This is a genomic window from Kibdelosporangium aridum (assembly GCF_900176515.1).
Classification (GTDB): domain Bacteria; phylum Actinomycetota; class Actinomycetes; order Mycobacteriales; family Pseudonocardiaceae; genus Kibdelosporangium; species Kibdelosporangium aridum.
Genome location: NZ_FWXV01000022.1, coordinates 1 through 23,959, shown reverse-complemented (window position 1 = coordinate 23,959; position 23,959 = coordinate 1). Strand labels below are relative to the sequence as shown.

Below are 23,959 nucleotides of genomic sequence, written 5' to 3'. Positions count from 1 at the left end.
GGTCGTCGCCGATACGCTCGCTTTCGTGTTGTCTGCGCCGCCGCAGGGGATTCCGCTGCCTGGCCGTCGCCTGGAATGCGAACGGCTCACCGCACTGATGTCCGATATCGCCGCGGGATCGGGCGGAGCATTGGTTTTCCACGGCGACGCGGGTGTCGGCAAGAGCGCGCTTGTCCGGTTCGGCGTCGCTGAGGCGATCGGTTTCACTGTGGTCGCATTCGACGGGCACGAGGCGGAGGCAGGCGTGTCGTTCGCCGCGCTTCATCAGATACTTCATCTGCTCACCGAGCACGTGCCAGGGCAACTGTCCGAGCCGGCTCGAGAGCTGGCCCAGGCTTTGGAACAGGGAACAGTTGGCGGGCTGGCCTTGCGCGCCACTGTGCTTCGCCTGTTCCGCCAGGCGGCGCGAGACAGTCCGCTGTTGTTTGCTGTGGACGACGCGCACTGGCTCGACGAACCGTCACTCGAAGTGTTGGTCTTCGTAGCTCGACGAGTGCGCAGCGACCGTATCGGCCTGCTGTTCGCCTATTGCGATGAGGGCCGCGGCGGCAAGGCCATCTCCGGCGTTCCGGCTCACCGGCTCGGGCCGCTCGACGAGCAAGCCAGCCGAGAGGTCCTGCAGACGACCGGAGCCGCTGTCGGCGTGTGCGCAGTCCTGGTTGAATCGGCGAAAGGCAACCCGCGCGCGCTCATCGACCTGGCCACGTCGCTGACACCTGACCAGATCCGGGGTGACCAGCCTGCGCCGGGAACCCTTCCCTCGGAGAGCGGCCTGCGCGGCTCGTATCGGGACAGACTGGGCCGGTTACCGGCCCAGGCGCGGTGGCTGGTGTTGCTGGCAGCCGCCGACGACCAGGCAGACGTGAACACCCTCGCGCGCGCGGCAGCAGCGAGCGCTGTGGACATCGCGGCTCTGGAGCCCGCGGAGAAGGCCGGGATCATTCGTGTCGAGGGCACAACCCTGTCGTTCCCACAGCCACTGCTCAGCTCAGTCGCCTACAACGAGGCGACTCTCGCCCAACGCAGGGCCGCGCACCGTTGCCTGGCGCAAGCTGTGGATCGCCGAACAGATCCGTTGCGGCATGCTCTGCACCGGGCCGCAACCGCGGATAGCCCAGACGACGAGCTGGCCGCGGAGCTGGAGCAAACCGCGGCGGAGCCAACCCAATGTCACGCCATGTCGTCACGAGCGCTGGAACGCGCTGCTGATCTCACTACCGACCCTGTCACGGCTGCGGGCCGGCTGGTCGCGGCGGCGCATCACGCATGGCAGGCGGGTGAGCCGAACCGGGCACGGACACTGCTACGCCAGGTTGCTGCGACACCGGTGTCCGATGTGATCCAGGCACAGTCACGGATTCTGACCGGTGAGATCGAGCTGAGAGCCGGCGCGGCCCGCACGGCCCAGCACATGCTCCTGACCGCGGCCGGCGATCTGGCAGACCACAACCGATACCTCGCCCTCGGTGCGTTCATCCGGGCAGGCGAGGCGCTTTGCCTGTCCGGCGGTCATGCCCGCTATCCGGACATCGCACAGCGTGCCCTGGCGCTGCGCCGTCCGGAAGAGCCACCCGACGTCGAGTCGATGTTCGACCACTTCGCAACCCTGTCGGCAACCTTCCGCGGCGAACACCGCCGGGCGATCAGCCTGTCGCGCCGGATGTTCGCCAGAGCTGCATCCCTCAACGACGTCGGCACCCTCACTCGCACAAGCATGGCAGCTATCTTCCGGGGTGACGAAGCACAGGCGTACGCGCTGGCCTCCAAGGCAGCACGAATCGCCCAGACAGACGGCGATGTGCCGGCTGTGCCGCAGGCCATGGAGATCGCCGCGCTGGCGGAATTCCTCCTCGGCCGCTGCGACAACCCGGCAACCGGGCTGGAAGGGCTCCGGCTGGCGCGCCAGAGCGGGCAGGACAACCTGGCCGGCAACTACTTGGCCCTGCTCGCGGGACTCGCCGCCATGACCGGTGACCGGCACACCTGTCTGCTGCGGTTGCGGCAGGCCGCCACCCATCCGCGTGGCCCAGGCAGCGGCCGGGCGACGGCAATCGGCCACTGGGCGCTGGCCGTGCTCGATCTGGCCGACGGCAAGTACGCCGACGTGGTCACGCACCTATGCAGAATCATCACCAACGGCAGCGGCAACGGGCATCTGATCGTTCAAGTCGGGGCCACCCCCCATCTTGTGGAAGCCGCCGCGCGATGCGAACGCCGCGCGATCGCGATCGACGCGCTCCGGGTGTACGACTCATGGGCCACGAGCACTGGCAGTCCGCACTGGCTCGCTCTGTCAGCCCGATGCCATGCGTTGCTCGCTGACAACATGGACGATGCAGAAACGCATTTCGTCGATGCGATGGCACACCATACGCTCAGCACCAACGAGTTCGAGCACGCCCGTACCGGACTGCTGTTCGGCAGGCACTTGCGTCGTCGACGAAAACCCAAGGCAGCGCGGGAGTTCCTGCACAACGCGCTGTCCACATTTGAGCGATTCGACGCTCGGCCGTGGGCTGACCAAGCCGCAGCCGAACTGCGCGCCGCCGGACAACCGGTACCGTCTCGCGCCGGTAGCATCACCGAAACACTGACACCCCATCAAAGCCAGATCGCCCACCTGGTCGCGGAAGGCGCGACAAATCGTGAGGTGGCCGCGCGGATGCTCATCAGTACGCGAACGGTAGACCACCACATGCGCAACATATTCGCCAAACTGGGCGTGCGCTCCCGCGTCGAACTGGCGAAACTGATGACCTGACCGACGGCCGGGGCGAGGCGCCCCGGCCGGAAACCCGTATCAGCAAGCGCTGCTGCGGAAGTTCGAGACAGCACTACCGGTGTAGCCGCACGTGAAGGGAGTGAACCGGTTGTCGGAGCTGACAAAGCGCTTGAACCAGGACACGATCGCCCGGGAGACCGTGGGATTGCTCGTGGTGGGGAAGAAGTGCGCCTGCCCGGCGAGCTCCAGGTAGGACTTCTGCCCACCCAGTGAGTTGTAGAAGGGAATCGCGTGCGAGCTGGGCGCCGCGACGGTATCGTTCTGCCCGCCGACGAGGAACACCGGCTCGGAGACCTGCTCCCACGTCTTGTCGGAGTGCCACGGAGCGAGCGGGACACCAGCCTTCACGGTGCCGGTCGTGTCCTTGGCAAGAGCCTCCAACGTACCGCCGCCACCCATCGACCATCCGGCCACGCCACGTCTCGTGCCGTCCACCTTGTCGCGCACCGCCACCGGGGCCGAGCCGACTGCCCAGTTCAACGCCGCGAGCAACTGGTCCCCACGAGAAGGCGGAAAGTCGAAGCCACTGTTGGTGTTCACGCCCACCACGACGAAGCCCCACGAAGCCACCCGCGAGCCGAGCCAGTTGAGACTGTTCCAGTCGGAGAGAAAGCCAGGAGCGACAGCCACGACGGGATACCTGCCCGCGGTCGTCGGATAGTAGACGGTTCCGCCACCGAAGCCGGACTGGCCGGTGATGGCGCTCGACGTGGTGGCGAAACTGCCATCGCCGACGATGTTCGCGGCAGTGGGAGCCTGGCCGACCTCATCGGCGAAGGCGGGCGCCGTGCCGGTGACCAACGCCAACGCGGCCGCCAACGCCGTGGCCGCCCTGGTCAGTCGCAACGCCCACCGGCGCCGCAACTGTCCGCTGATAGGAGTGGTGATCTGTGACCGCACTCGAACTCCTTCCACGCAGGGAAGAACCGTGTAGGCACATCAGCTCGACGGTTCCTTGGACCTTCGTGCGGAATGATGATCGCGATCACGGCCACCGTCATCGGCAAAATCACCAGCCTCGGCGTCAACCTTGATCGCACAGCCGTCAGGCATTCGCGGGACTTCTCCCGGGCCTCGACGCCGTCCAGATCTGCCTGCTCCTCAGCTTTCAGCCTTGAGTCGTTCTCAATGGCGCCCCGCAAGCCACGCTGCTGAGTGAGGACGGTGTCGCGTTGCTTCTCTTCTTCGCGGTTCTTGTTGACCAAGATGGCCTAATCAAGACGGTCGGCTTCGGGCTAGTCCGAGTGGACGGTCCAGTCGAATGCGCGCGAGCACGTCGTCGAATACGACGTGCGCGTTCCTGCAACGCTTGTGCACCTGCACAACAGTTAATATGTGATTCTTGCCAAGATCTCGTGCGTACGGTTCCATCTGGGCAATCCGCGCGCGGCAGGTTGTGTGCGTTCGGCACCACCTGGGATCGATGGAGGGTCTGTGGTCAAAAGGCTGAGTGTCGCGAGTGTGCTCGCGCTGGTGGCGTCGATTCTGTTCGGCGTGCAACCCGCCGCGGCCGCGACCGGCCTGCACGTCAGCGGCACGCGAGTCGTCGAGGGGAACGGAAGCGCCTTCGTCATGCGGGGCGTGAACCACCCGCACGTCTGGTTCCCCGGTCAGACTGGTTCGTTCGCGGACATCAAGTCCTTTGGTGCCAACACGGTTCGCGTGGTGCTGGGCACCGGCAAGCGGTGGGGACCGAGCTCGGCCGCTGACGTCACCAACGTCATCTCGCTGTGCAAGCAGAACCGGTTGATCTGCGTGCTGGAGGCCCATGACACCACCGGGTACGGCGATCAGATCGGAGCGGTGACCCTGGACCAGGCGGCGAGCTACTGGATCGGCGTCGCCGATGCGCTCAAGGGCCAGGAGAACTACGTTGTGATCAACCTGGGCAACGAGCCGTTCGGTACCAATCTGCTGGTGAGCCCGGCGTGGGCGAGCGCGACGAAGAACGCGATCAAGCGGTTGCGCGGAGCCGGGCTGCAGCACCTGCTGATGGCGGACGCGCCGATGTGGGGCCAGGACTGGCTGAACATCATGCGCAACAACGCTGCCTCGGTGTTCAACGCCGACCCGCAACGCAACACGGTGTTCTCCGTCCACATGTATGGCGTGTACAACACGGCAGCGAAGATCAACGCGTACTTCGACGCGTTCCGTTCGGCGGGGCTGCCGCTGGTGGTGGGCGAGTTCGGGAACAAGCACAGCGACGGCGACCCAGACGAGGACACGATCATGGCGCAGTCCCAGGCGCGTGGCATCGGCTATCTCGGCTGGTCGTGGAGCGGCAACGGCGGCGGTGTCGAGTACCTCGATCTGGTCCGTTCGTTCAACCCAGCGGATCTCACTCCGTGGGGCGAGCGCTTCCTCAACGGCACCAACGGAGTGCGGCAGACGTCGAAGCAGGCCATCATCTACGGCTGAGGTGATGTGGTCCCACACGACAATCCGACGTCAGGGCGTTGTCCGAATCGGACAGATTTGCCCGTGGGCCTACTCGGTGGAGTGTCTTCGGACCTGCCGGCGACTCCACAGTTACAGTGACTTTGTCCCGTTTGGACGGACGGGGTCGATATGTGGTCAGGTTGCTTGAAGTGAAGCAACGGGATCGCGGCTGGAATGCTGTACCGCTCGAAAAGGTCGTAGCGCCTGGTCAGAACACCAAGTAAGCCGTTGGGATCATGGTCCAGTGATCGTGTCACTGCTGTACCAATTGACCCGACGACTGCTGTCCGTCCCCGCGGTGTTGCTGCGCCGCGACACCTGTACCGCTCGAAAAGCCGTCGCAGCTGGTCAGGGCACCACAGTGACGCCGTTGGGATCATGATCCTGTTGGCCCAGGACAACCCGCGTTGGGGTCACCGGAGAATCCACGGCGAATTGGCCCGGCTCGGGCATCGGATCGCCGCATCCACCGTCTGGAAGATCCTGAACTCAGCAGGCATCGATCCCGCTCCACGTCGAACCGGTCCCACCTGGAAGCAGTTCCTCGCCAGTCAGGCCCGCCGGTTCGGCACACACTCATTCCGGTTCCTGCTTCGCGACCGGGACGGGAAGTACTCCATAGCATTCGATGCCGTCTTCCGAGCCGAAGAGATGGATATCTTGACCAGCGCACCCCGTGCGCCGCGGATGAACGCCCACTGCGAACGTGTCATCAGAACCCTCCGCACCGAGCTCTGTGACCACATTCTAATCCTCAACGAGACGCACGCCCGCCAGGTTCTCGCCGAATACCAACGGCACTACAACCAGCACCGGCCTCACCAATCCCGGCAACAACGACCACCCGAGACCCACCAACAGCAAGACACAGCACCTCCGGCCACCACCCGCACACTACTACGTACCCGCGTCCTTAATGGACTCATCAACGAGTACCGATACGCCCGCCTGACGTGCAACGACGACTTTTCGAGCGGCACAGGGTAGTGGTGGCGGCTCAGGCAGCGACGACATGCACAATTACCGCCAGCAGGTGGGAGACCACGATGCCCCGTCGCGGCCGGACGCGACCAGGACAGCACCACTGTCCACAAAGCACGGATCGCGCACGAACCAGTCACAGTTCGGCGGGCACGGCGCGTGACCCGCGTAAGGGCCAATTCTTGCCCCAGTAGCCGCGTCCAGATGACCTGATGAGTGTCAGCCGCGATCCCAATCAAGCTCGCCGAGGTCCAGCTCTGGAATGCTGGCGGCATGCCGTTCGGCAAGAGCATGCATAGCCTGGTTGGTCGGGCCGCCGGTCCAGACGACTCGGTAGCCGCGGGCGGTGCGGTCATAGCGCACCATCACCCAGGTGCCGGCCGCCGCGGACAACAGGGTGGCCAACCGGCGGGCACTGCGCTGTCGCCTGGTGCCCATCTCCCACCTCTCGCTATCGATACTTCGCTGGGTTCCCTGCGGTGCTCGAGAAACGACGCCCGCTCCCGGCGAAGGCGCTTACTGCTCTAAGGGAGTCCGGCGCGTCAGTACGGACGAGACAGGGCCGCCTGGACCACCCAATTAGGGCGCATCTGCGCGACGCCCGGCTCGCCGGCGTGCCAGTCTGCGGCGCTGATGGTGACGAAGATTCCACTCGTGGCTCTAGGAGCTGAGTGGGCATCGTTGTGCGGAAACCACGTGCACGGCCACCAGCCAGCAGTCGTGCGTGCCGCCAACCACCGTACCGCTGGGTCTGCTCGGCCATCTGCCACCCTCCACGGAAAACCCGGTCCCTCCCGGTCACGCGGCAGAGCGCTCAGGACCGAACCTGGCGAGAAACCATCCACGCAGACTACCGACTCGCAGCCCCACTTTCACGAGGCCACGTGACTGGGCACCTGCGCTCGCCCTCGACGCGGTCGAACGGCCCACTCTGGACCGTTGGCCGTGGCCGGGACAACGATCTAGCGCCTTCAGCTACCTGAATCACCGCTGCCCCGCCTCACCTGCCGCCGACACGGAAAGGGCTCTGGCGGCATCCTCCACCAGTACCACCGGGCGGTGTGACCAGCACGGACGGAGTTTCGGCACCAACAGGGTTGTCACTGTTCAGGGTTTGGTCGACGGTCGGCGACCGGCTGACGAACTGCGACCAGTAGATCTCGTTGTGCCTGCCGTTGCGCTGCTCCAGGTATGTGGTCGCGAACCTGCCATGTTGGCTGGGACGTCGATCAGTGACAGCACGACCAGATCGCGGTCGCCGGCCCCTTCCGATCACATGATCACTTCTCTCGACATCACACTTGTCCGCCGTTCCTGGACAAGTGTGAGCTGAGGATGGCCCTTGCACAGCCAAACGCCGTGACGGCCACCGTCAGCACAAGCCACCCCTGATCGCACTATCCGGTTCGGACGAGCCTGACCGCGTCGGCTCGGCATGGCTGACACCGCTAGAAGTCAACCGATCAACCGGCAGTTCGACAGTTTCGAACCAGAGGTCGTTGCCCCAGAACAGATCCTGAGTGGACGATCGGAACACCCTGCCACCGTTACTCCTCACGCACCAGACCCGGGCTGTGGTCCTGCACGTGCCCGGCGTCGGTGGACGCCGGCTGCTCGAAGTAGGCACGCCGGACCGCCCGGACGGTGTGCACCCGCAGGCGGAGGATGGCCTGCTGGAACAGGGACAGCGCCTGCCGGGCGGCCACGGTGAACAGACCCATGGTGATGTCCGGCTCGCCAAACACCACCAGCAGGAAGGAGCCCTCGACGGGAAAAACGCCGACGTAGCCGGACACGCCTTCGAACATCGCCGCGCGCGGCGCGCCGACCTTGGCCTGCCCGGTGAACTGGGTGGCCAGCCCGATGGCCGCGGCGGCCATCGCCGCAACACTATGATCCTCGACGCTGCCCTCCTCGATGCCACGGGTGTCGCTGTACAACACCAGCCCGTCCGGGGTGGCCACCAGCAGCCCGGTGACACGCTCGACACGACCGCGGATCTTTCCCAGCGCCGCGGTCATCGCCGCCTCGGCCAGCGTGCCCGCCTCGGCGTCGCCCGACGGCGGCGTCACCGTCGGCCCGGCCGGCGCAGGATCCCGCCTCGCGGAGGCGGACCTGCGCGTGGGCAGCACGGCGGAATCCGGAGCATCCGTGGCCGCTGTGGTCTGCATCTGGCTCATACCACCAAATCGGTTTCGATGCGCTTGAGCTGGTGCCGGGCCAGCGCGAGGTTCGCTCGTTCCCGGTCTAGGACCAGGTACAGAAACAGCGTCGAGGTGCCCTTGGCCGGGTGCAGCAACCGGATCAGGTGATACTGGCGGTGCAGGGTGATCAGGATGTCCTCGATGCTGTCGGTGAGCCCGAGGGCGGACATCACCCGCAGTTTCGACCGCACCACCTCAGTATTGCCGGCCGCGGCCACCTCCAGGTCCAGCCAGTCACCACCACCCAGTGTGCCCAGCGACATCCCGCTTTCGTAGTCGACCAGCGCCGCACCCACCGCGCCGGTAATGGACATCGCCTCTTTCAGCGCCGTGTCGATATTCATCACGAACGTTTCTCCTCATGTCGATATGGCACGCAACCGACGGAGCGCCTGATACTCCCGGCCACTATAGGGGCCCAAGGACCGCTCGGCGGATCACCTTATGCCGCGGTGGCCGACGAGTAAATACCCTTGTGGAGCAACATCGATACCCGTCGGTAATGAACGATATTGCTTGCGTGTTGGTATCAAACGATCTTGCATAAGCCGCGGAGTAGTCGCGACGTGCGCGACCCACACGGCTCTGCGAACTGCCATGGACTGCCCCGATTACCGCCCAACCGAACCCGGGTGGGCCTAACGGCTCGACGTGAAGAAGTTCGGTTTTTCCGATTCCTCCCGATAGCCGCGCGCTCGGAATTCCACGTGGCGCACATCAGTCAATGACGTGCCCTCGCCAAAACTCCGACGTCGAATGCCGAAGCTGGCCAACGCCTCGGCCTAATTCGGTCTAGGAGTGTGCTGAATAAGGCGGATTAGGGCGGGAAGAACGCCGACAAGGGCCGTCTGTGCGGTAGTTAGATCGGACCTCAAGGATCGACAATGTGGTCGTTCTTTCCGCCGGTAGCCGGTGTGGTCGCGTGGCTGTGGCGGTTCAAGTCCGGCTGGGTTGGCGTGAACGGATCTGTCAGGCCAATGCCCAGGCTGCACTGTGGCGGACCAGTCCAAGATTGAGCAGTCGGGCGCAGGTTCAGCGCGGCCATGCGGGTGTGCGGCCTGTGAGGTTTCAAAACGCTGCACTGCAGCCCTGGACTGCAATGGCCACGCGGGTCGACGGGGACGGCATGATCGTAGGTCGTGTGGCTACGACTGGTGTATCTGATCTTCGTTCGGCTCGGTCAGTGGCTTGTCTTGTTTGGCCGGTCTTCGGCGTCCAAGGACGTGGAGTTGCTGGTGTTACGGCACGAGGTCGCTGCACTGCGCCGCATCAACCCTCGCCCACGACTCGACTGGGCCGACCGCGCCGTACTCGCCGCACTGGTACGCCGACTACCCAACCTGCTGCGTAGCCATCGATTGGTCACGCCCCGTCCCCCGCGAAAGTTCCACGCAGATTCGCCGCCAGCCCATCCTGGGCGGCTTGATCAACGAGTACGAACCCACAGCGGCGTAGGGCCCTGGTCACGGGGCCCGGAGCACACTTTTTGGAACCCCACACATTCAAACCCTCAGTTCGCCGAACGGTCGGTGCCGGGGATTCCTGCCGGGTGCGTCCGATCAGCGGACGATCTGTTTGTCGGCTGGGTTATCCGCCCACTGGGGATCAGCGGGTGACGAACACGTGCATGGCCGACATGATCGTCCAAACGCGACACAATACCGTGGTGGACGACGGCTGCTTCCCGCCACATCTCGAGTCGAGACAGATGACGTAGCCGGGCTGCCACAGAAGACCAAGGACCTCCATCGTCGGCTGGCCTAGATTTCGGTTCACCAGACGAAGGAGTGCGCACACCATGGCCACACCGGAAAGCACCACGCCGCCGTCCAGGAAGAGCATCTTCGCGGCGACCGTGCCCACCTGCTCAACCCCTCGGTGGGACTGAGCACGCACGTTCAGGATGTCGTGGCGCTCATCGAGGCGTACGACCTCGCCGACGTGGTGCGCGTTGACGGACGAGGTGACCGCGAAGGCGAACGGGCCTCCTTCGCTCGCGGCGAGGGCGTCGACGATCGTGACGTCGGTTCGCTGGTGCAGGGCTCGTTTGGGCCGGTCGCTCAGCGCGGTTCCCGAGCTGAGAACCGATGTGAGCGAACGCAGATCGTGTGGACGCCCTGAGTTCTCTGCGGCTACCAGTTCGTCGGTCAGTGGTTGGCAGATCGCCGTTGCCCGCCACGATGATCACGCCGACCTGTTGCTGGGTAACGGTTTCCCACACGTGCCGGGCGTCCAGCCGATCGCGGCGCGCGATGATCACCCGGCCGCCGGTCAGCAAGGCGCCCATGGAGTTGAACAGTCCGGTCGCGTGCATGAGTGGGGCGACCGGCATTGTCGCCGGCGCGTGGCCCTCGGCTCGTGCGGTCACCGCCAGCTCGACTGCTTAGTCGAGTGTTGAGGGCAGAGCGGACACGCCCAATGGCCGGAAGATCGGTACCACCAGTGCGTGCAGCAGGTCGGTCTGCCGCCAGATCACACCTTTGGGTCTGCCGGTGGTGCCACCCGTGTACATCATGAGCTGATCCGAACCGGCGCGCGGCTCGCCAGGACGGGGTTCGGTCGCGGCGAGCAGATCCTCCAGTTCGGGCACCACCGGCCCGGGGTTGTCCACGGCGGGACCGACCCGGACCAGCAGGCGCAACGCTGTTACGTGTCGCGTGGCGTGCGTGACGTTCGCGGCGAGTTCCCGCTGAAGACCAGGGCCGCGGCGTCGGTGAGCAGTGCGGGCAGCTCGTCCTGCGTGTAGCGATAGTTCGCGTTGACCGATGCGGCACCGATCTTGAGAGCGGCGAACACCGTCTCGAGGTAGGCGGCACCGTTGTACAGGTAGCAGCGGAGACCGCAGACACCGGCCGATGACCGAACAGTCTTCCAGCAGGCGACCGCATGGGGACCGCGACAAATTACGTAAACCACGTTCGACCCGGCACACCGAAGGCGGCTGTGCCCGCACGGCATGGAGTCAGGGCTTGCGGCCGACGGCTCCCCAGCCGATGAAGTCGATCGGCATGACCGGAGTGAGGCGAGGGCCCTCGGGCCACCAGTCACCGACCGGGACCAGGCCGGGTTCGAGGATCTCGAGGCCGGTCAGATAGGACTCGATCTCGGCAGGAGTACGGCATCGGCCCCTGCCGATAGCGCTGCGGAGATTGGCTTCCATGGCTTTGGCCAGCGCGCTGACCTCGCTGCCGTCGTCCGGGTCGCAGAAGTGGCTCAACAAGACGTACGAGCCCGACGGCAGCAGTTCGATGTACCGGGCCATCAGCTCACGCGGGTTCTCGTCGTCCTCGACGTGATGGATGGTGGCGCACTGCATGAGCGCGATCGGGCGGTCGAAGTCCAACGACCGGGACACCACCGGGTGGGCGAACAGGTCATCCGGGTAGCGCAGGTCGGCGGCTACCACATGGGTGTGGTCGTTCTCCTCGAGCAGCGCGCGGCCGTGCGCGATCACCATCGGGTCGTTGTCCACGTAGACGACCGTGGCCTCGGGGTTGATGCGCTGGGCGACCTGGTGGGTGTTCTCCGCCGTGGGCAGCCCGGACCCGCAGTCCAGGAACTGGTCGACCTTCGCGGTCGTGGTCAGGTAGCGCACCACCCTGATCAGCCATCGGCGCAACACCTGGGCCAGCAGCGGCGCGTTCGGCTCGATCTCCATCGTGCGCCGGTAGAACTCGCGGTCCACCTCGTAGTGGTCCTTGCCGCCGAGCATCATGTCGTACACGCGGGCAACGCTTGGTTTGGTGGTGTCGACGCCCGCCAGCACCAGCTCGTCAGTGGGGCCGTTCCCACCCCTCGAGTTCTCAGCCATGGCCCACTTTCACGCGGTCGGCGCTTGCCGCCTCGCCGCTGATCCTACTGACGGCGACCCACAGTGTATGCCCGGCCATTTGCAGCAGCAGAGGGACATCGCCTTCGAAGGTTGCCGGTCTTCCGCTGTTGCACAACCATGGCGGCATGGGCAACTCACGCCGGCCCGCCGACCGTCCGGGTTGGGCTACTCGGGCGAACTTCGCGCGGCGCGGGGTGTCGGTGACCAGCCCACCGTGGAGAGGCGGTCAGCATGGTGGTCGTGCCGAAGTCGACGGGGCGCAAACCCAAGCCCGGCAAGCACTCCCGATCCGCTTTACGCTCACAGAGCGAGACCGCGGGGTACCATTCCGATGTCGCTGGGCTGCGCCCCGCTGACCCCGTAGCCCTGGTCAGCCGCGAGCAGGACCGACAGCTGATCGCCGCGATCTGCGGTCCGTCGACCGGGTTTCTCCCCGACGACCTGGTCGGCCACGCCCGGGCCGGGTGGGACACCAACCGCGACACGAGGCCACCGTTCGACCAGCTCGACCAGGACCAGCGGGTCGCGCTGACCATGGCCGTAGTCCGGGAGTTGGCCAAGCGACTGACCGATCCGCCGAGGCCCGCAGTGGACGGCCGAGGGCGACCGGTCAACCACCACGCGCCCAGCTCCCCGCCCTTCCCGACCGGCGCGGACGAGCTGCGGTTCTGGACCCGGCGACTGCAGGCGCGAGTCAACGACCTGCGACCGTTAGCCGATGGGGGCAACCGACGGCTTGTCGCCGGTCGGCTCACCGAGGCCGGGCAACTGCTGGCCAGGATGCGGCAGCGGACCCCGGCGGCAACAGGGCAGAAGGAGACCGCGCACTGGATCACCGTGACCGCCGACCGGGCGGCCGACCTGCCGGCCATCCCCGGGCAGCCCTACCTGACGGGCCGACGCGCGGAGGCCGAGCACTGGGCGGCGCTGACCCGGCGGCGGCAACAGAACCACGCCACCCCGGCCGGGTGGAGCTACGGCGGGCAGGCCCTGATCGCCGCACTCGCCGCCCGCCGGGCACCGGGCGTGACCGTGGTGGACTGGCGGGACGGGCCGGGCACCGAACTGGTCGCCCTCTCGCCGGAGGTGGTCGTCATCGCCGCCTCGGACACCAAGACGCAGCAGAGCGTCCTGCACACCCTCTCGCAGTGGACCGGCCGCGATCGGCTGGCGTGTGAACTGGCCGTGCGCAAGGCCGTCGACGCCGGGCTGGTCACCATCTCCAGCGGGATCGACAAGCCCATCACCACCGATAAAGGCGCAGGCCTGTACTCCCGGCTCACCCGCACCCTCCAGACCACGCAAACCACCCTGAGCTCGTAGAGATCAGCTCACAATCAGGTGGCGTGTCGGCTGTGCCAAAAGCGCTTGCGGATACCATCGGCCCCGACCTCAGGACACGGACACGTCGTGGCGACGGTTCCTGCGGGCCCTGGCGTCCGCGATGCCACTTGCGACGTCTTCCACCTCCCCGGTTGCGGGCGCGGGAACGCGTCGGGTGGTGGGACTGCTGCTGGCATCGAGGGTGAACCGGCGGCGACGCTGCGGCGCGCCCCCGACGCAGTCGTGCTGAGGCATCTGGAGGGCTGATCGCAACGCCCGGGAGCCTCTCGATCTATCTGTTTCGGGTTCGCGGCCTGCCGGGGCAGGACCACGAGCACGTCTGCCCACATGGTCGTCCCGTCTTGGCCTGGCACCGCGTCCCACTGGGCAGATAGCCGCTCGATCACCAGCAGGTGCACGCCTTCTGGCTGTCCTGGTCGAGAATGCGGCCATCTGGTTTGACCTGGGCGATCGTGACGTCCGACGATCTGCGATCGTGTCTGTTCGTCTGGTCTATCGGCTCTTTGGTCAGGTGCTGTCCTGGCTTGCCCTGTTCGCTCGATCGTCAGCGTCAAAGGACGCCGAAATACTCGCCTTGCGCCACGAGCCCGCCGTGCTGCGACGCAACAACCCGAAGCCTCGTTTCTCCTGGTCAGATCGCGCGATCCTCGCCACGCCTGCCCGAATGCTTCCCCTGTAGGGTTCCAAAACCCTGCGCTATCGGGCTTGACCTGTCATGATCACGCCAGTCGCCAGGCAAGGCATGATCGCGAGTCGTGTGGCTACGACTGTTGTACCTGATCTTCGTTCGGCTTGGTGGATGGCTCGTTCTGCTTGGCCGGTCCACGACGTCCAAGGACGTCGAATTGCTGGTGCTACGCCACGAGATAGCTGTACTGCGCCGGGCGAACCCTCGCCCCCGACTCGACTGGGCTGACCGCGCGGTGCTCGCAGCTTTGGTGCAGCGTCTTCCCAGCATGCTACGCAGACATCGACTGGTCACGCCCGGCACGATCCTGCGCTGGCACCGACGACTGGTAGCCCACAAGTGGACTTATCCCAACAGAACAGGACGTCCACCCATCGACCGCGCCGTCGTCACGTTGATCGAACGAATGGCACGCGAGAACACCAGTTGGGGATACCGCAGGATTCAAGGCGAGCTGCTCAAACTCGGCCATCGGGTAGCCGCCTCGACCGTCCGACGCGTGCTCAAACGTTCACGAATTCGACCAGCGCCGCAGCGAGACTCCGACACCTCATGGCGGCGGTTCCTGCGCACCCAAGCCACGACGCTATTGGCCTGCGACTTCTTCCACGTCGACTGCGCAGTCACCCTCAAACGCGTCTACGTGTTCTTCGTACTCGAGGTGGCCACCCGCTACGTCCACATCCTCGGCACCACACCCCACCCCGACGGACCATGGACCACCCAACAAGCCCGCAACCTGCTCATGAACCTCAGCGACCGAGCTGACGACTTCCGATTCCTGATCCGCGACCGCGCCGGCCAATTCACCGCCACGTTCGACACCGCCTTCGCCAGCGCCGGCATCGAGGTCGTCAAGATCCCGCCCGGCTGCCCGAGAGCGAACTGTTACGCCGAGCGGTTCATCGGCACAGTACGACGCGAACTCACCGACCGACTTCTGATCATCGGCGAACGTCACCTGCGCACCGTTCTTGCGCAGTACGTCACTCACTACAACACACGCCGCCCGCACCGAGCTCTGTATCTCGTCCCGCCACGACGAGACCGCCCTATCCTCCACGAAAGTTCCACCCAGGTTCGCCGCCAGCCCATCCTCGGCGGCCTGATCAACGAGTACGAACCCGCCGCGGCTTAACGCGCAGGTCACAGTCACAAAGCCGCCTTATGAAACCCCACAGGGCACACCAAGCCAAGCAGGGCTGAATCTGTGGCAAATGCGTGCCAAAGTCGGCAACGCGCTGACGCCATGGGCTGCGTCTTAGCAGGTCAACGGTCTCTCCGGAGGCGGGAGCGCAGGTTCGAATCCTGCCGGGGGCGACGACCTGCCTGCTGACCTGTTCGTCCTTGCCGCCGGCGCGTACACGGGCGCGCTGTCGCGATTGGCATGCTTGAGCCAGGAGTCCGCTCGTCAGCCCGGGACATAGGTGGAGCCACGATTTTGGCGATGAGTCCCTCGTGTCCCTCGGCGGCGATGCGCTCCAGGAGATTCTGCGGGGTGAGCCGGTCGGCGGTGAGCTCCTCGAAGGTGACCGCTGGGACGATCGAGAGGAGGTACGGGTTGGGCATCAGAATCTGTCTGAGCAGCGCGCGCCGCTGGTCGTAAGGCTGATTGAGCAGCACGGCATCGCCGAGCTGGAGCAGGTCGAAGGCGAGATACCGGACGGGCAGATCGTCGAACGGCTGGTCGGCACGGTCGGACTTCCGGTGTCTCTGGTAGCGGCCCCGCCGGTCTTGCAACAGTCCGAAGTCGACATGCGCGGCCTGGTTGTAGACAACGATCTCACCGTCGAGAACCGCCGCACGACCGTCGAGGGCGTCATCCAACACGCCGACCAGGGAAGTAAATTCCTGGGTGAAGTCGATGCCGTTGCGGCTGGTCAGGACGGTGGTGCCGTCGCTGGCAATCCTGTACCGCTCGAAAAGTCATCGCTGCACGTCAAACAACGTGTCGGTCCTCCTGGATCACGCCGCCGACGGCCAGGGTATGGGCGCGCAATACCTACGAGACCGCAAGCACCGCTCGAGCCCCGCCACCACAAACGACGTCCTACGCAGCCAGATCACCGGCAGGTCCGATACCTGCCCCAGGGCTCGCAGAACTGCTCCGCATCAGCATCCTCAGGGCCTCAGCAAGGAGCATAGTTACGCCGCTTGACGTGCAGCGATGACCTTTTCGAGCGGTACAGGCAGTTTGCGTAATCTCGGTCAACCCAGATAGATCACCCTAAACGTCCGCTTCTGCCACTGTGGTCACTCGGCTCTGCGGCGCCCTGTCATCGCCGAAGCTTGGCGCCGAGTCCGGTTAGGACTTCTGCGTGACGATCATCGCCTCGACGTTGACGTCCTTGTCCAGCACGCCATGCTTGCGCATCAGGTCGATGACGCGCTGCAGCCGGACCGCGTTGAGCGTGGTCGGCCAGGTGCCCAGGTGCAGCAGGCTCGCGGTGTCCTTGTCCACCTTGGCGTAGGTGGGGATGGCCTCCTCGACGTTGCGCCGGTCGGCGGCGTCCTGCTGGGCCTTGACGATCGCGCGCTGGAACGCCGCGACGGTCTTCGGGTTGGTCCCGGCGAACTTCGAGCTGGTGGCCCAGCCGGCGATCGGCACGTCCTGCGTCGCGCCGGTCGCGACGTCGACGACCGGGGTCATGCCGGCGGAACGCTGCGACTGCGTGATGTAGGGCTCGACCATGAACGCCGCGTCGACGTTCTTGCGCTCGACCGCGGCCTGCATGTCTGGGAACGGGATCTCGACGAACTGCACGGTCTTCGGGTCGACCCCGTTGGCCTCGAGGGCGGAGCGGGCGGTCAGCTCGGCGATGTTGTTCTTGGTGTTGATGGCGACCTTCTTGCCGGTCAGGTCCTGCGGCTTGCCAATCGCGGAGTTCTTGCCGCGCATGATCAGGAACATGCCCGGGGTGGCCTGGTAGCCGTCGGCGACCAGCTTGAGGTCCGCCACGCCTTTGGCCTGTGCGCTGAAGAACGAGACGAAGTTGCCGAATGCGAAGTGCAGTTCGCCGTTCACCAGGCCGGGCACGGCGGCCGCGCCGCCGGTGAGCGTCTTGAGCTCGACCTCGAGGCCCTCCTGCTTGAAGTAGCCCTTCTGCTGGGCGATCGCCACTGTAACGGTATCCACAATAGGCAACGTGCCGACGGTGACCTTGGCCTGTTCCAGTCCACCGGATGGCGCGGATTGGCCGGACTCGTTGGAGTCGGCCAGCGCCGAACAACTGGCCAGAGCGAAGGCAAGTACGCAAGACAAGGCTATGCGCCGCATGGCAGGGTTCTCCTGGGAACAGAAGCAGGAATGGTCGACGGGGATGAGATCACAGCCGTTCGGCGTGCCGCCACCCGGGTCGGTAACTTTCTGCGAACTATGTTTCGAACTCGCCGTCATTTGTTGACCCGTCGTATTAATCGCGTCATGCGAACGGTTGCTCCCATGCGCGATATGTTGGAACATTTCCCGCGACGGGACTTGTTCGGCGGCAACGGAGATCCGTAGCGGGGGCGCATTTCCGACGACGAGCGGCGCATCGGGCTGGGGGCAAGTCTCGGGTCCTCAGTGGCCGTGAGCAGCGTGATCGCCACCGCCGTCATGGCTCTTCCGCTCTATCTGTGGGTGGGTTACAGACCTTGAATGGTCAGGGTTAATCAATTGTTGTGCTGTACCAGACCTCCGTGTGCCACGTTTCCGAGGTGCTGAAAGGAGGCTCTCCGACCGGGTCTCTCGCCACTTCGACATTGCGCGTGCCGGAAAGGCCATCCGTGTGGATCAGTGCATGCTCGGCGGCCCGAATTTTGGTGTCACTCGCTAGTTCGTCCGTGCTGGCGAATAGGCGAAATTGGCCAGCATGCGCCACTGCTCATCGTTCCAAACGATCGACAGGATGGTCAGGCTGACAATGTTTGGCGGACGCCAGGGGATACCGCCTGACCCGAAAGGTACTCCTGCTACGTGTGGGGTGCCAGAACTCTGTACTCGGCTGCTGAGCTGCGGTGATCGTGCACCACGGGCCGTAGGGGCATGATCGTGAGACGTGATGTTACGACTGCTGTACCTGATCTTCGTCCGCCTCGTCGGCTGGTTGGTTCTGCTCGGCCGGTCATCGGCGGCCAAGGACGTCGAACTGCTGGTGCTCCGGCACGAGGTCGCCGTGCCGCGCCGGACCAATCCTCGCCCGCGGCGGGAATGGGCCGATCGCGCGGTGCTTGCCGCGTTGGTACGCTGGCTCCCGCGACTGCTTCGCGAGCACCGGGTGGTGACACCGGGCACCGTCCTGCGATGGCATCGGCGCTTGGTCGCGAAGAAGTGGACGTACCCGAGTCGGGCAGGGCGCCCACCAGTCGATGATGCCGTGGTGGTGTTGATCGAGCGCATGGCACAGGACAACAGCGGTTGGGGCTACCGCAGGATCCAGGGCGAACTGCTTAAGCTCGGCCACCGGGTAACCGCGTCGACCATCCGCCGCGTGCTCAAGCGCCTGCGCATACCACCCGCACCCAAACGTGACATCGACACCTCCTGGCGACGGTTCCTGCGTGCCCAGGCCGCGAACATGCTGGCCTGCGACTTCTTTCACATCGACTACGCCGTCACCCTCAAGCGCGTCTACGTATTCTTCGTACTCGAAGTCGCCACCCGCTACGTCCACATCCTCGGCACCACCACCAACCCCAACGGACCATGGACCACCCAACAAGCCCGCAACCTACTCATGGACTTGGGTGACCGGGCTGACGACTTCCGGTTCCTCATCCGGGACCGTGCCGAGCAATTCACCGTCTCGTTCGACGCCGTCCTCACCGGCTCCGGCATTGAGGTCGTGAAGATTCCGCCACGATGCCCGCAGGCAAACTGCTACGCCGAACGGTTCGTCGGCACCGTCAGACACGAGGCCACCGACCGGCTGCTCATCATTAACGAGCACCACCTGAGATCAGTGCTGGACAGCTATGTGGCCCACTACAACCACCGCCGCCCGCACCGAGCCCACGATCTCCTGCCACCACGACCGGATCATCGATTCCGCAGCCTAGCCGCACGTCGGTACGCCGCCGATCAGTTCTCGGCGGCCTGATCAACGAGTACGAACCCGATGCAGCTTAACGCGCAGGTCAGACCACACGGCTGACTTTTGGCACCCCACAGGCGCGGAGGAACCCGGGATTTGACACCACCGCGACGTCTGGCCGCGCAAGTAGCTCTTGCATCCTCATTGCGGTTCCTTGGGGAACGGTGGACTTATTGACAACCACGCAGCCCAGCGGCAGCTCGCCGCGTACCTCATTTACGACCGCGTCGACCGCGCTGAGGTCGGCCGTCCCGTCCTTCCCCATTGGTGTCGGACACAAGCCTCCGCACCGAACAGGGTGTGGTCGGTTGGCACGGCACGGAGAAACGCGGTCGCAAATGACGGACACAACCAGCTGCGAACCCGACTTGTTCATCGACGGGCCTCGTCTACTGCGACCAGAGCGCCGCCCACCACCTCGCGCGCACCGGCCTCGTCATGCCACGCGCCCAGCCGAGGTTGGACAGATCATTGCTGACAACCCGCACAATTCCCTGCCTCAGCCAAGATCAGCAACCATGCACGAGGTCGTTAGATGGTCAGGCCCGGCTGGCCGTCCAGCACGACGTATCTCCGGGACACGGACATGGTGACCTTGGCCGGGTCTCGTTCCTGGATCGAGCTCAGCCGGGTCCATTCGGCCGTGAGCTGCTGCGCGTTCACGGTCACCCGGACGTAGCCGCGGTGGTTGCCGATGAAGTTCAAGCCCGGATTGTTCCTCGCGCCACCGGGCTTGTTCCTGCCCTTCGAGGTGATGGAGCTCGTCACGAGCTCGGTGCCGACGATTGGGCCGGTTCGGTTGAGGCGCAGGTCGTTCGCCCAGTGGGTGTGCACATCACCCGTCAGGACAACGGGATTGCGGACCGTGCGGTCGATCCAACCTTGGATGATCCGCGCGCGGTTGGCTCGGTAGCCGTCCCAGGAATCGTTGTTTCCGTCGCAGGTGCGGGGATCGCCGTCGTAGTCGCGGTGCGCGAAGAACACTTGCTGGCCCAGGAAATCCCAGCCTGAGCCGCGTGCCGTCAGGCCGTCGAGCAGCCACTGCTCCTGCGCCGGGCCGGTGAGCGTGCGGGTCGTGCTGTTGACCTTGCCGCAGTCTCTCGCCGGCGCCTGCTTGTTGCGGTGCTGGCGCGTGTCCATCATGTGGAAGCGGGCCAGGGTTCCCCATTCGATGCGGCGATACAGCTTGATCGCGGCACTCGTCGGTTTCATCGCCTTCGGCAGCGGCATGTTCTCCCAGAACGCTCGGAAGGCGTCTTTGCGTCGCTGCTCGGGGATGGCTGACCGCACGCCGTACCAGTTGTTCTTCACCTCGTGGTCGTCGAAGACCACTAGCCAGGGGGCGGCCGCGTGGCACGCCTTGAGATCCGGGTCGAGATGGTGCTGGGCATAGCGGATTCGGTACTCCGACAATGTGTTCGCCTCGTTGTTGAGGGCGACATACCGGCGGACCTTGTGGGCCTGACGGCTTGGCTTCTCGTACATGTAGTCGCCGAGGAACAACACGACGTCGGGGTTGTCGGCCGTGATGTAACGGTGGGCGTGATACCAGCCGACCTCGAAGTGCTGGCAGGACGCGAACGCGAACTCCAGCGAGGCTACGCTGGCGCCGCGCGCGGGCGCGGTGCGGGTGCGGCCGACCGGCGAGATATGGCGGTCGGCTTTGAAGCGATAGAAATACCAGGCGTTGGGCGCCAAGCCTCGTGGCTCGACGTGCACGCTGTGACCGTCGGCGGGCACAGCATTCTCGCGTCCGGTCTGGACAATGTTGACGAATCTCGCGTCGGTGGCGATCTCCCAGTCGACACGGACGGTCCGGGTGCCCATGCCGCCGTCGGCATCGAGCGGGGCGGCGGCGAGCCTTGTCCACAACACCATTCCGTCCGGCCTCGGATCGCCGGACGCGACACCCAACTGGAACGGGTCCGAGGCCGCCCTGACCGCCCGAGGAACCGCGGCGGTGATTCCCGCCGCAACGAGGAGAGTACGACGGTTCAGCTTTGACATGCTGGCCCCTTCATGCTCATGCGAAGTCGGTTATGGTGGCACCACAGGTTTTCTCGAGCACGTCCTTGGCTCCGTACTTGCCCAGGCACACTCGGTAGGTGACCCAACTGCCCTCCGGCAGCTCGAGGTCTGCTGTGACTCTCGTGCCGTTGCCGTTGGGATTCCACACCAGGCGCGGGCCGTAGCCGTCGGGCAACTAGTAGAGCAGGACCGCGGAGTGCCCGTCTGCCTTGTGGTCGTAGACGGTGAAGACCTCGCCATAGGACGCGAACGTGCCCCGGCCGGCGCAGGACGGGCGGACCGAGCAGCGTTCACTGTCGGCCGCCGCCGAGTTGCCACCGCCAGCATCAGAGCCGCGGCCAGGAGCGTGGTTCTGTGGACCAGGTTCAGCTGCGACAGCATATCGACCAACGCCCAGCTCATTCGTCCGCTCCGATCGAGCACCATCTGCGGAGTCTCCTCGGCTACGGCCGCCATTGCACCGGCCGGCCACCAGATCTCCCGTCGGCGATCCACAAAACTCGTGGTCTCGGCGGGAAGATGGCGTCCGTCCGGATAAGTCGGACGTCCGCGTCCCGGCGGATCGCGGCGACCAGCGCGCGTTTCCGTGCTTTGATTCCGACGCTTCTCGTCTTCGGGTTCTTGTGAGGGTGGCGGCCCTGCGTGCTTCGGCGACGCCACCATCTGGTTGGTTAGAGCGGGGCTTGGGCTAGGTAGTTGTCCTGTTGGGCGGTGGGTAGGCTGGCGTCCAGACCGAGAGCCTGCTTTCGATAGTTGGCGTTGAATGCCACCAACGCGTTGTCAGCGCGTGCGGTGACCTCGATGTAGTCACCGATGAAGAAGCCACGGAGGAACGGGTCGGCTTCGGGCTCGTTCGACGGGGTTGTCAGCCGCTGCCGGTTGACCACGGTGCCCTGGGGCCCGACAGTGACCAGTTCGAGGTCCTGCCGGTTGCCGAACACCGGATCGAACCGGCTGGTCCAGTACGCCACCGCGAGGTTCGCACCACCCGGATTGGCGGACAACGTGCCGAAGTAGTTGTCCCCGCCCGCCGACAGCGTTGTCGGGTTGCTCCACCCCGCGCCGAAGCTGTCGGAGAAGGTCATCCGCATGCGTGAGAACTCGCAGATGACGTTGAGCGGACGGGACTGGCACGACTCCCAGATCACGAATATCCGCGGTATCCCGTTCACGATCTTCACGTCGTGCTTGGGGTACGTGGCGACGCGGAAGTCGTTGGCGTGCAGGACACCGCCGAAACCGATCGGCTCGAGCTCGGTGGTGACCACCCCCTCCGGACTGAACTCGCTGCTGCCGGCCTCGGCCACCCGCAGTTTGATGACGAAGGTCTCCCCGTCGTTCGGTGTGATCCGATCCTCGACCCAGGTCACGTAGGTCCGGCCATCGGGCCCGACGGTCACATCGCTGAACTGGACATCGCTGCCACCGGCACTGAGATTGATCGGTTTGCCGCAGCTGGTCAGGTTGGCCTCGCAGCGCACCGCCTTGATCGTGGTGGTGACATTGGGGAAGTCGACCGCGAAGTCGGTGTAGGTCACCCAGATCACGGTCTGCCCGGCGCTGTGCCCGACGGCCATCCACGGCTTGTCGAGGAGGTGGAAGTGTGCCGGATCGGGAGAGATCACCTGATCTGCCAGCGTACGGGTCGGCCAGCAGGTGGGGTCGTCACCGCCGGGGCACGACCCCAGCGTGCCGGCCGTCGTGCGGTAGACGCCAATGCCGCTATGTGTCGGCACCCCGTCGACGAAGACCAGGTTGAGGGTGGCCATGTACGCGTTGCAGGCCGCGTCGAAGGCCACCACCGGATCGCCACTCGACGGCACCGCAACACCGTCAGCGAAGGTGACGGCTGGCAGCAGCCCCTCCCTGGTCAGGGTCGCACCATTGTCGGAGAAGTGCCAGCCGGTGAAGTTGCCGAGCGGGTTGAGCAGACCCCGGTAGTCGTTCGTCCCCGCCAACACCAGGTTGCCGTTCGACGAGCAGCGATCGACCGACTCCTCGTTCTGCGGCAGGCCGAGATCGTCACGATTAAACAGCGCCCGGCGCATCGGAAAGTCGCCCGGCGCAAGCGCCCGGGGCACCGCGTTGACACGAGCGCCCAGCGCCGCGATCCAGTCCGGCCTCGCCCGCATGCCGGCCGAGACCTGCTCCGGATGCTGGGCATACCAGCGGGCCAGCGCACCCTGCGAAAGCATCCGCTGCACCTTCTCCGGAAGCGAAAGCGCCACTGCTGAAGGCACCGCGGATGCCGTTGAGGAAAACGAAAGAGCGCCGAGCAACAGTGTTACGGCACCCACCTTGGTGAAGGTCGCCAGACGTCTCGAGATCATGCCCCAATCCCTCCGCCGTCACCGCCGCCTCAAGATCATGAAATCCAGTCCACGCCCACAAACCGCAGTCTTTGCTGACAACCCCGACGAACGCAAAGGGCCATTGTCGGGGCCCCTAGCTAAACCGACGATGGGCAGCGAACGACAAAGCATGGCGAGAATCGGCCAGACGCCGAGGAGCAATCTCACGGCGATGTCGTATAGGACATCCATACGACATTGGCCATGAGACTACGACACCAGATTTGAGACC

Annotated in this window: 22 protein-coding genes; 8 read left to right on the top strand and 14 right to left on the bottom strand. The window is 65.2% G+C overall.

Annotation, left to right across the window (positions count from 1 at the left end; translation table 11 throughout):
* The first annotated feature begins 25 nt into the window (after window positions 1-25).
* Window positions 26-2,761 (top strand): helix-turn-helix transcriptional regulator, encoded by a 2,736-nt coding sequence (locus B9C43_RS53330; RefSeq protein WP_143447252.1) that lies wholly within the window; start codon window positions 26-28, stop codon window positions 2,759-2,761.
* 39 nt (window positions 2,762-2,800) lie between these two features.
* Here the strand turns inward: B9C43_RS53330 and B9C43_RS53325 are convergent, their stop codons facing one another.
* Window positions 2,801-3,682: an alpha/beta hydrolase family protein gene (locus B9C43_RS53325; protein ID WP_200826126.1), complete on the bottom strand. Its 882-nt coding sequence runs from the start codon at window positions 3,680-3,682 to the stop codon at window positions 2,801-2,803.
* 534 nt (window positions 3,683-4,216) lie between these two features.
* On the opposite strand from B9C43_RS53325, the gene B9C43_RS53320 reads away from it, so the two are divergent.
* Both B9C43_RS53320 and B9C43_RS60025 read left to right on the top strand, forming a co-directional pair.
* A complete protein-coding gene (locus B9C43_RS53320; RefSeq protein WP_084434833.1) occupies window positions 4,217-5,203 on the top strand; it encodes a glycoside hydrolase family 5 protein in 987 nt (328 codons plus the stop codon).
* A 399-nt stretch (window positions 5,204-5,602) separates the two neighbouring features.
* Complete coding sequence (locus B9C43_RS60025) at window positions 5,603-6,211, top strand: integrase core domain-containing protein (RefSeq protein ID WP_084434832.1); 609 nt, start codon at window positions 5,603-5,605, stop codon at window positions 6,209-6,211.
* A gap of 213 nt (window positions 6,212-6,424) precedes the next feature.
* Here the strand turns inward: B9C43_RS60025 and B9C43_RS53310 are convergent, their stop codons facing one another.
* The 4 genes from B9C43_RS53310 to B9C43_RS58105 form a co-directional block, all read right to left on the bottom strand.
* Entirely contained in the window at window positions 6,425-6,643 is a 219-nt protein-coding gene (locus tag B9C43_RS53310; protein WP_084434831.1) for a hypothetical protein, read from the bottom strand.
* Window positions 6,644-7,752: 1,109 nt separating this feature from the next.
* The gene (locus B9C43_RS53300) at window positions 7,753-8,385 is read right to left on the bottom strand and encodes a roadblock/LC7 domain-containing protein (RefSeq protein ID WP_084434829.1); all 633 of its coding nucleotides are present in this window, start codon (window positions 8,383-8,385) and stop codon (window positions 7,753-7,755) included.
* Window positions 8,382-8,753 carry a hypothetical protein gene (locus B9C43_RS53295; protein WP_084434828.1) on the bottom strand — a complete coding sequence of 124 codons (372 nt, stop codon included), beginning with the start codon at window positions 8,751-8,753 and terminating at the stop codon, window positions 8,382-8,384. Before B9C43_RS53295 ends, B9C43_RS53300 begins: the two co-directional genes overlap by 4 nt.
* A gap of 1,261 nt (window positions 8,754-10,014) precedes the next feature.
* Window positions 10,015-10,272: a hypothetical protein gene (locus tag B9C43_RS58105; RefSeq protein ID WP_200826124.1), complete on the bottom strand. Its 258-nt coding sequence runs from the start codon at window positions 10,270-10,272 to the stop codon at window positions 10,015-10,017.
* 45 nt (window positions 10,273-10,317) lie between these two features.
* On the opposite strand from B9C43_RS58105, the gene B9C43_RS60375 reads away from it, so the two are divergent.
* Window positions 10,318-10,530 (top strand): hypothetical protein, encoded by a 213-nt coding sequence (locus B9C43_RS60375; RefSeq protein WP_407657194.1) that lies wholly within the window; start codon window positions 10,318-10,320, stop codon window positions 10,528-10,530.
* Window positions 10,531-10,792: 262 nt separating this feature from the next.
* Here B9C43_RS60375 and B9C43_RS58100 read toward each other — a convergent pair whose 3' ends face one another.
* The 3 genes from B9C43_RS58100 to B9C43_RS53275 all read right to left on the bottom strand — a co-directional run bounded on the left by B9C43_RS58100 (window position 10,793) and on the right by B9C43_RS53275 (window position 12,220).
* Window positions 10,793-11,050, bottom strand: coding sequence for an AMP-binding protein (locus B9C43_RS58100; protein ID WP_200826123.1), 258 nt, complete (start codon window positions 11,048-11,050; stop codon window positions 10,793-10,795).
* Between the two features lie 5 nt (window positions 11,051-11,055).
* Window positions 11,056-11,205: a hypothetical protein gene (locus tag B9C43_RS58095; protein WP_200826122.1), complete on the bottom strand. Its 150-nt coding sequence runs from the start codon at window positions 11,203-11,205 to the stop codon at window positions 11,056-11,058.
* Window positions 11,206-11,371: 166 nt separating this feature from the next.
* On the bottom strand, window positions 11,372-12,220 hold the full coding sequence (locus B9C43_RS53275) for an SAM-dependent methyltransferase (protein ID WP_084434827.1): 849 nt from the start codon (window positions 12,218-12,220) through the stop codon (window positions 11,372-11,374).
* 261 nt (window positions 12,221-12,481) lie between these two features.
* Between B9C43_RS53275 and B9C43_RS56385 the strand changes: the two genes are divergently transcribed.
* The 3 genes from B9C43_RS56385 to B9C43_RS59340 all read left to right on the top strand — a co-directional run bounded on the left by B9C43_RS56385 (window position 12,482) and on the right by B9C43_RS59340 (window position 15,411).
* Window positions 12,482-13,564, top strand: coding sequence for a hypothetical protein (locus B9C43_RS56385; RefSeq protein ID WP_143447251.1), 1,083 nt, complete (start codon window positions 12,482-12,484; stop codon window positions 13,562-13,564).
* 496 nt (window positions 13,565-14,060) lie between these two features.
* Window positions 14,061-14,264: a hypothetical protein gene (locus tag B9C43_RS56380; protein ID WP_143447250.1), complete on the top strand. Its 204-nt coding sequence runs from the start codon at window positions 14,061-14,063 to the stop codon at window positions 14,262-14,264.
* Between the two features lie 76 nt (window positions 14,265-14,340).
* Window positions 14,341-15,411 (top strand): integrase core domain-containing protein, encoded by a 1,071-nt coding sequence (locus tag B9C43_RS59340; protein WP_084434824.1) that lies wholly within the window; start codon window positions 14,341-14,343, stop codon window positions 15,409-15,411.
* A 131-nt stretch (window positions 15,412-15,542) separates the two neighbouring features.
* Here B9C43_RS59340 and B9C43_RS53255 read toward each other — a convergent pair whose 3' ends face one another.
* Complete coding sequence (locus tag B9C43_RS53255) at window positions 15,543-16,139, bottom strand: ATP-dependent DNA ligase (protein ID WP_235039390.1); 597 nt, start codon at window positions 16,137-16,139, stop codon at window positions 15,543-15,545.
* A 439-nt stretch (window positions 16,140-16,578) separates the two neighbouring features.
* Window positions 16,579-17,550: an ABC transporter substrate-binding protein gene (locus B9C43_RS53250; protein WP_084434823.1), complete on the bottom strand. Its 972-nt coding sequence runs from the start codon at window positions 17,548-17,550 to the stop codon at window positions 16,579-16,581.
* A gap of 766 nt (window positions 17,551-18,316) precedes the next feature.
* Between B9C43_RS53250 and B9C43_RS59335 the strand changes: the two genes are divergently transcribed.
* The gene (locus B9C43_RS59335; RefSeq protein ID WP_235039389.1) at window positions 18,317-19,354 is read left to right on the top strand and encodes an integrase core domain-containing protein; all 1,038 of its coding nucleotides are present in this window, start codon (window positions 18,317-18,319) and stop codon (window positions 19,352-19,354) included.
* A 37-nt stretch (window positions 19,355-19,391) separates the two neighbouring features.
* On the opposite strand, the gene B9C43_RS59330 is transcribed toward B9C43_RS59335, so the two are convergent.
* The 4 genes from B9C43_RS59330 to B9C43_RS53215 all read right to left on the bottom strand — a co-directional run bounded on the left by B9C43_RS59330 (window position 19,392) and on the right by B9C43_RS53215 (window position 23,706).
* On the bottom strand, window positions 19,392-19,613 hold the full coding sequence (locus tag B9C43_RS59330) for a hypothetical protein (RefSeq protein WP_456077604.1): 222 nt from the start codon (window positions 19,611-19,613) through the stop codon (window positions 19,392-19,394).
* A gap of 266 nt (window positions 19,614-19,879) precedes the next feature.
* Entirely contained in the window at window positions 19,880-21,355 is a 1,476-nt protein-coding gene (locus B9C43_RS53230) for an alkaline phosphatase D family protein (protein ID WP_084434820.1), read from the bottom strand.
* A 16-nt stretch (window positions 21,356-21,371) separates the two neighbouring features.
* The gene (locus tag B9C43_RS53225; protein ID WP_084434819.1) at window positions 21,372-21,551 is read right to left on the bottom strand and encodes a hypothetical protein; all 180 of its coding nucleotides are present in this window, start codon (window positions 21,549-21,551) and stop codon (window positions 21,372-21,374) included.
* Window positions 21,552-22,047: 496 nt separating this feature from the next.
* Window positions 22,048-23,706, bottom strand: a complete 1,659-nt coding sequence (locus tag B9C43_RS53215; protein WP_084434817.1) for a hypothetical protein — start codon at window positions 23,704-23,706, stop codon at window positions 22,048-22,050.
* Window positions 23,707-23,959: the final 253 nt, after the last annotated feature.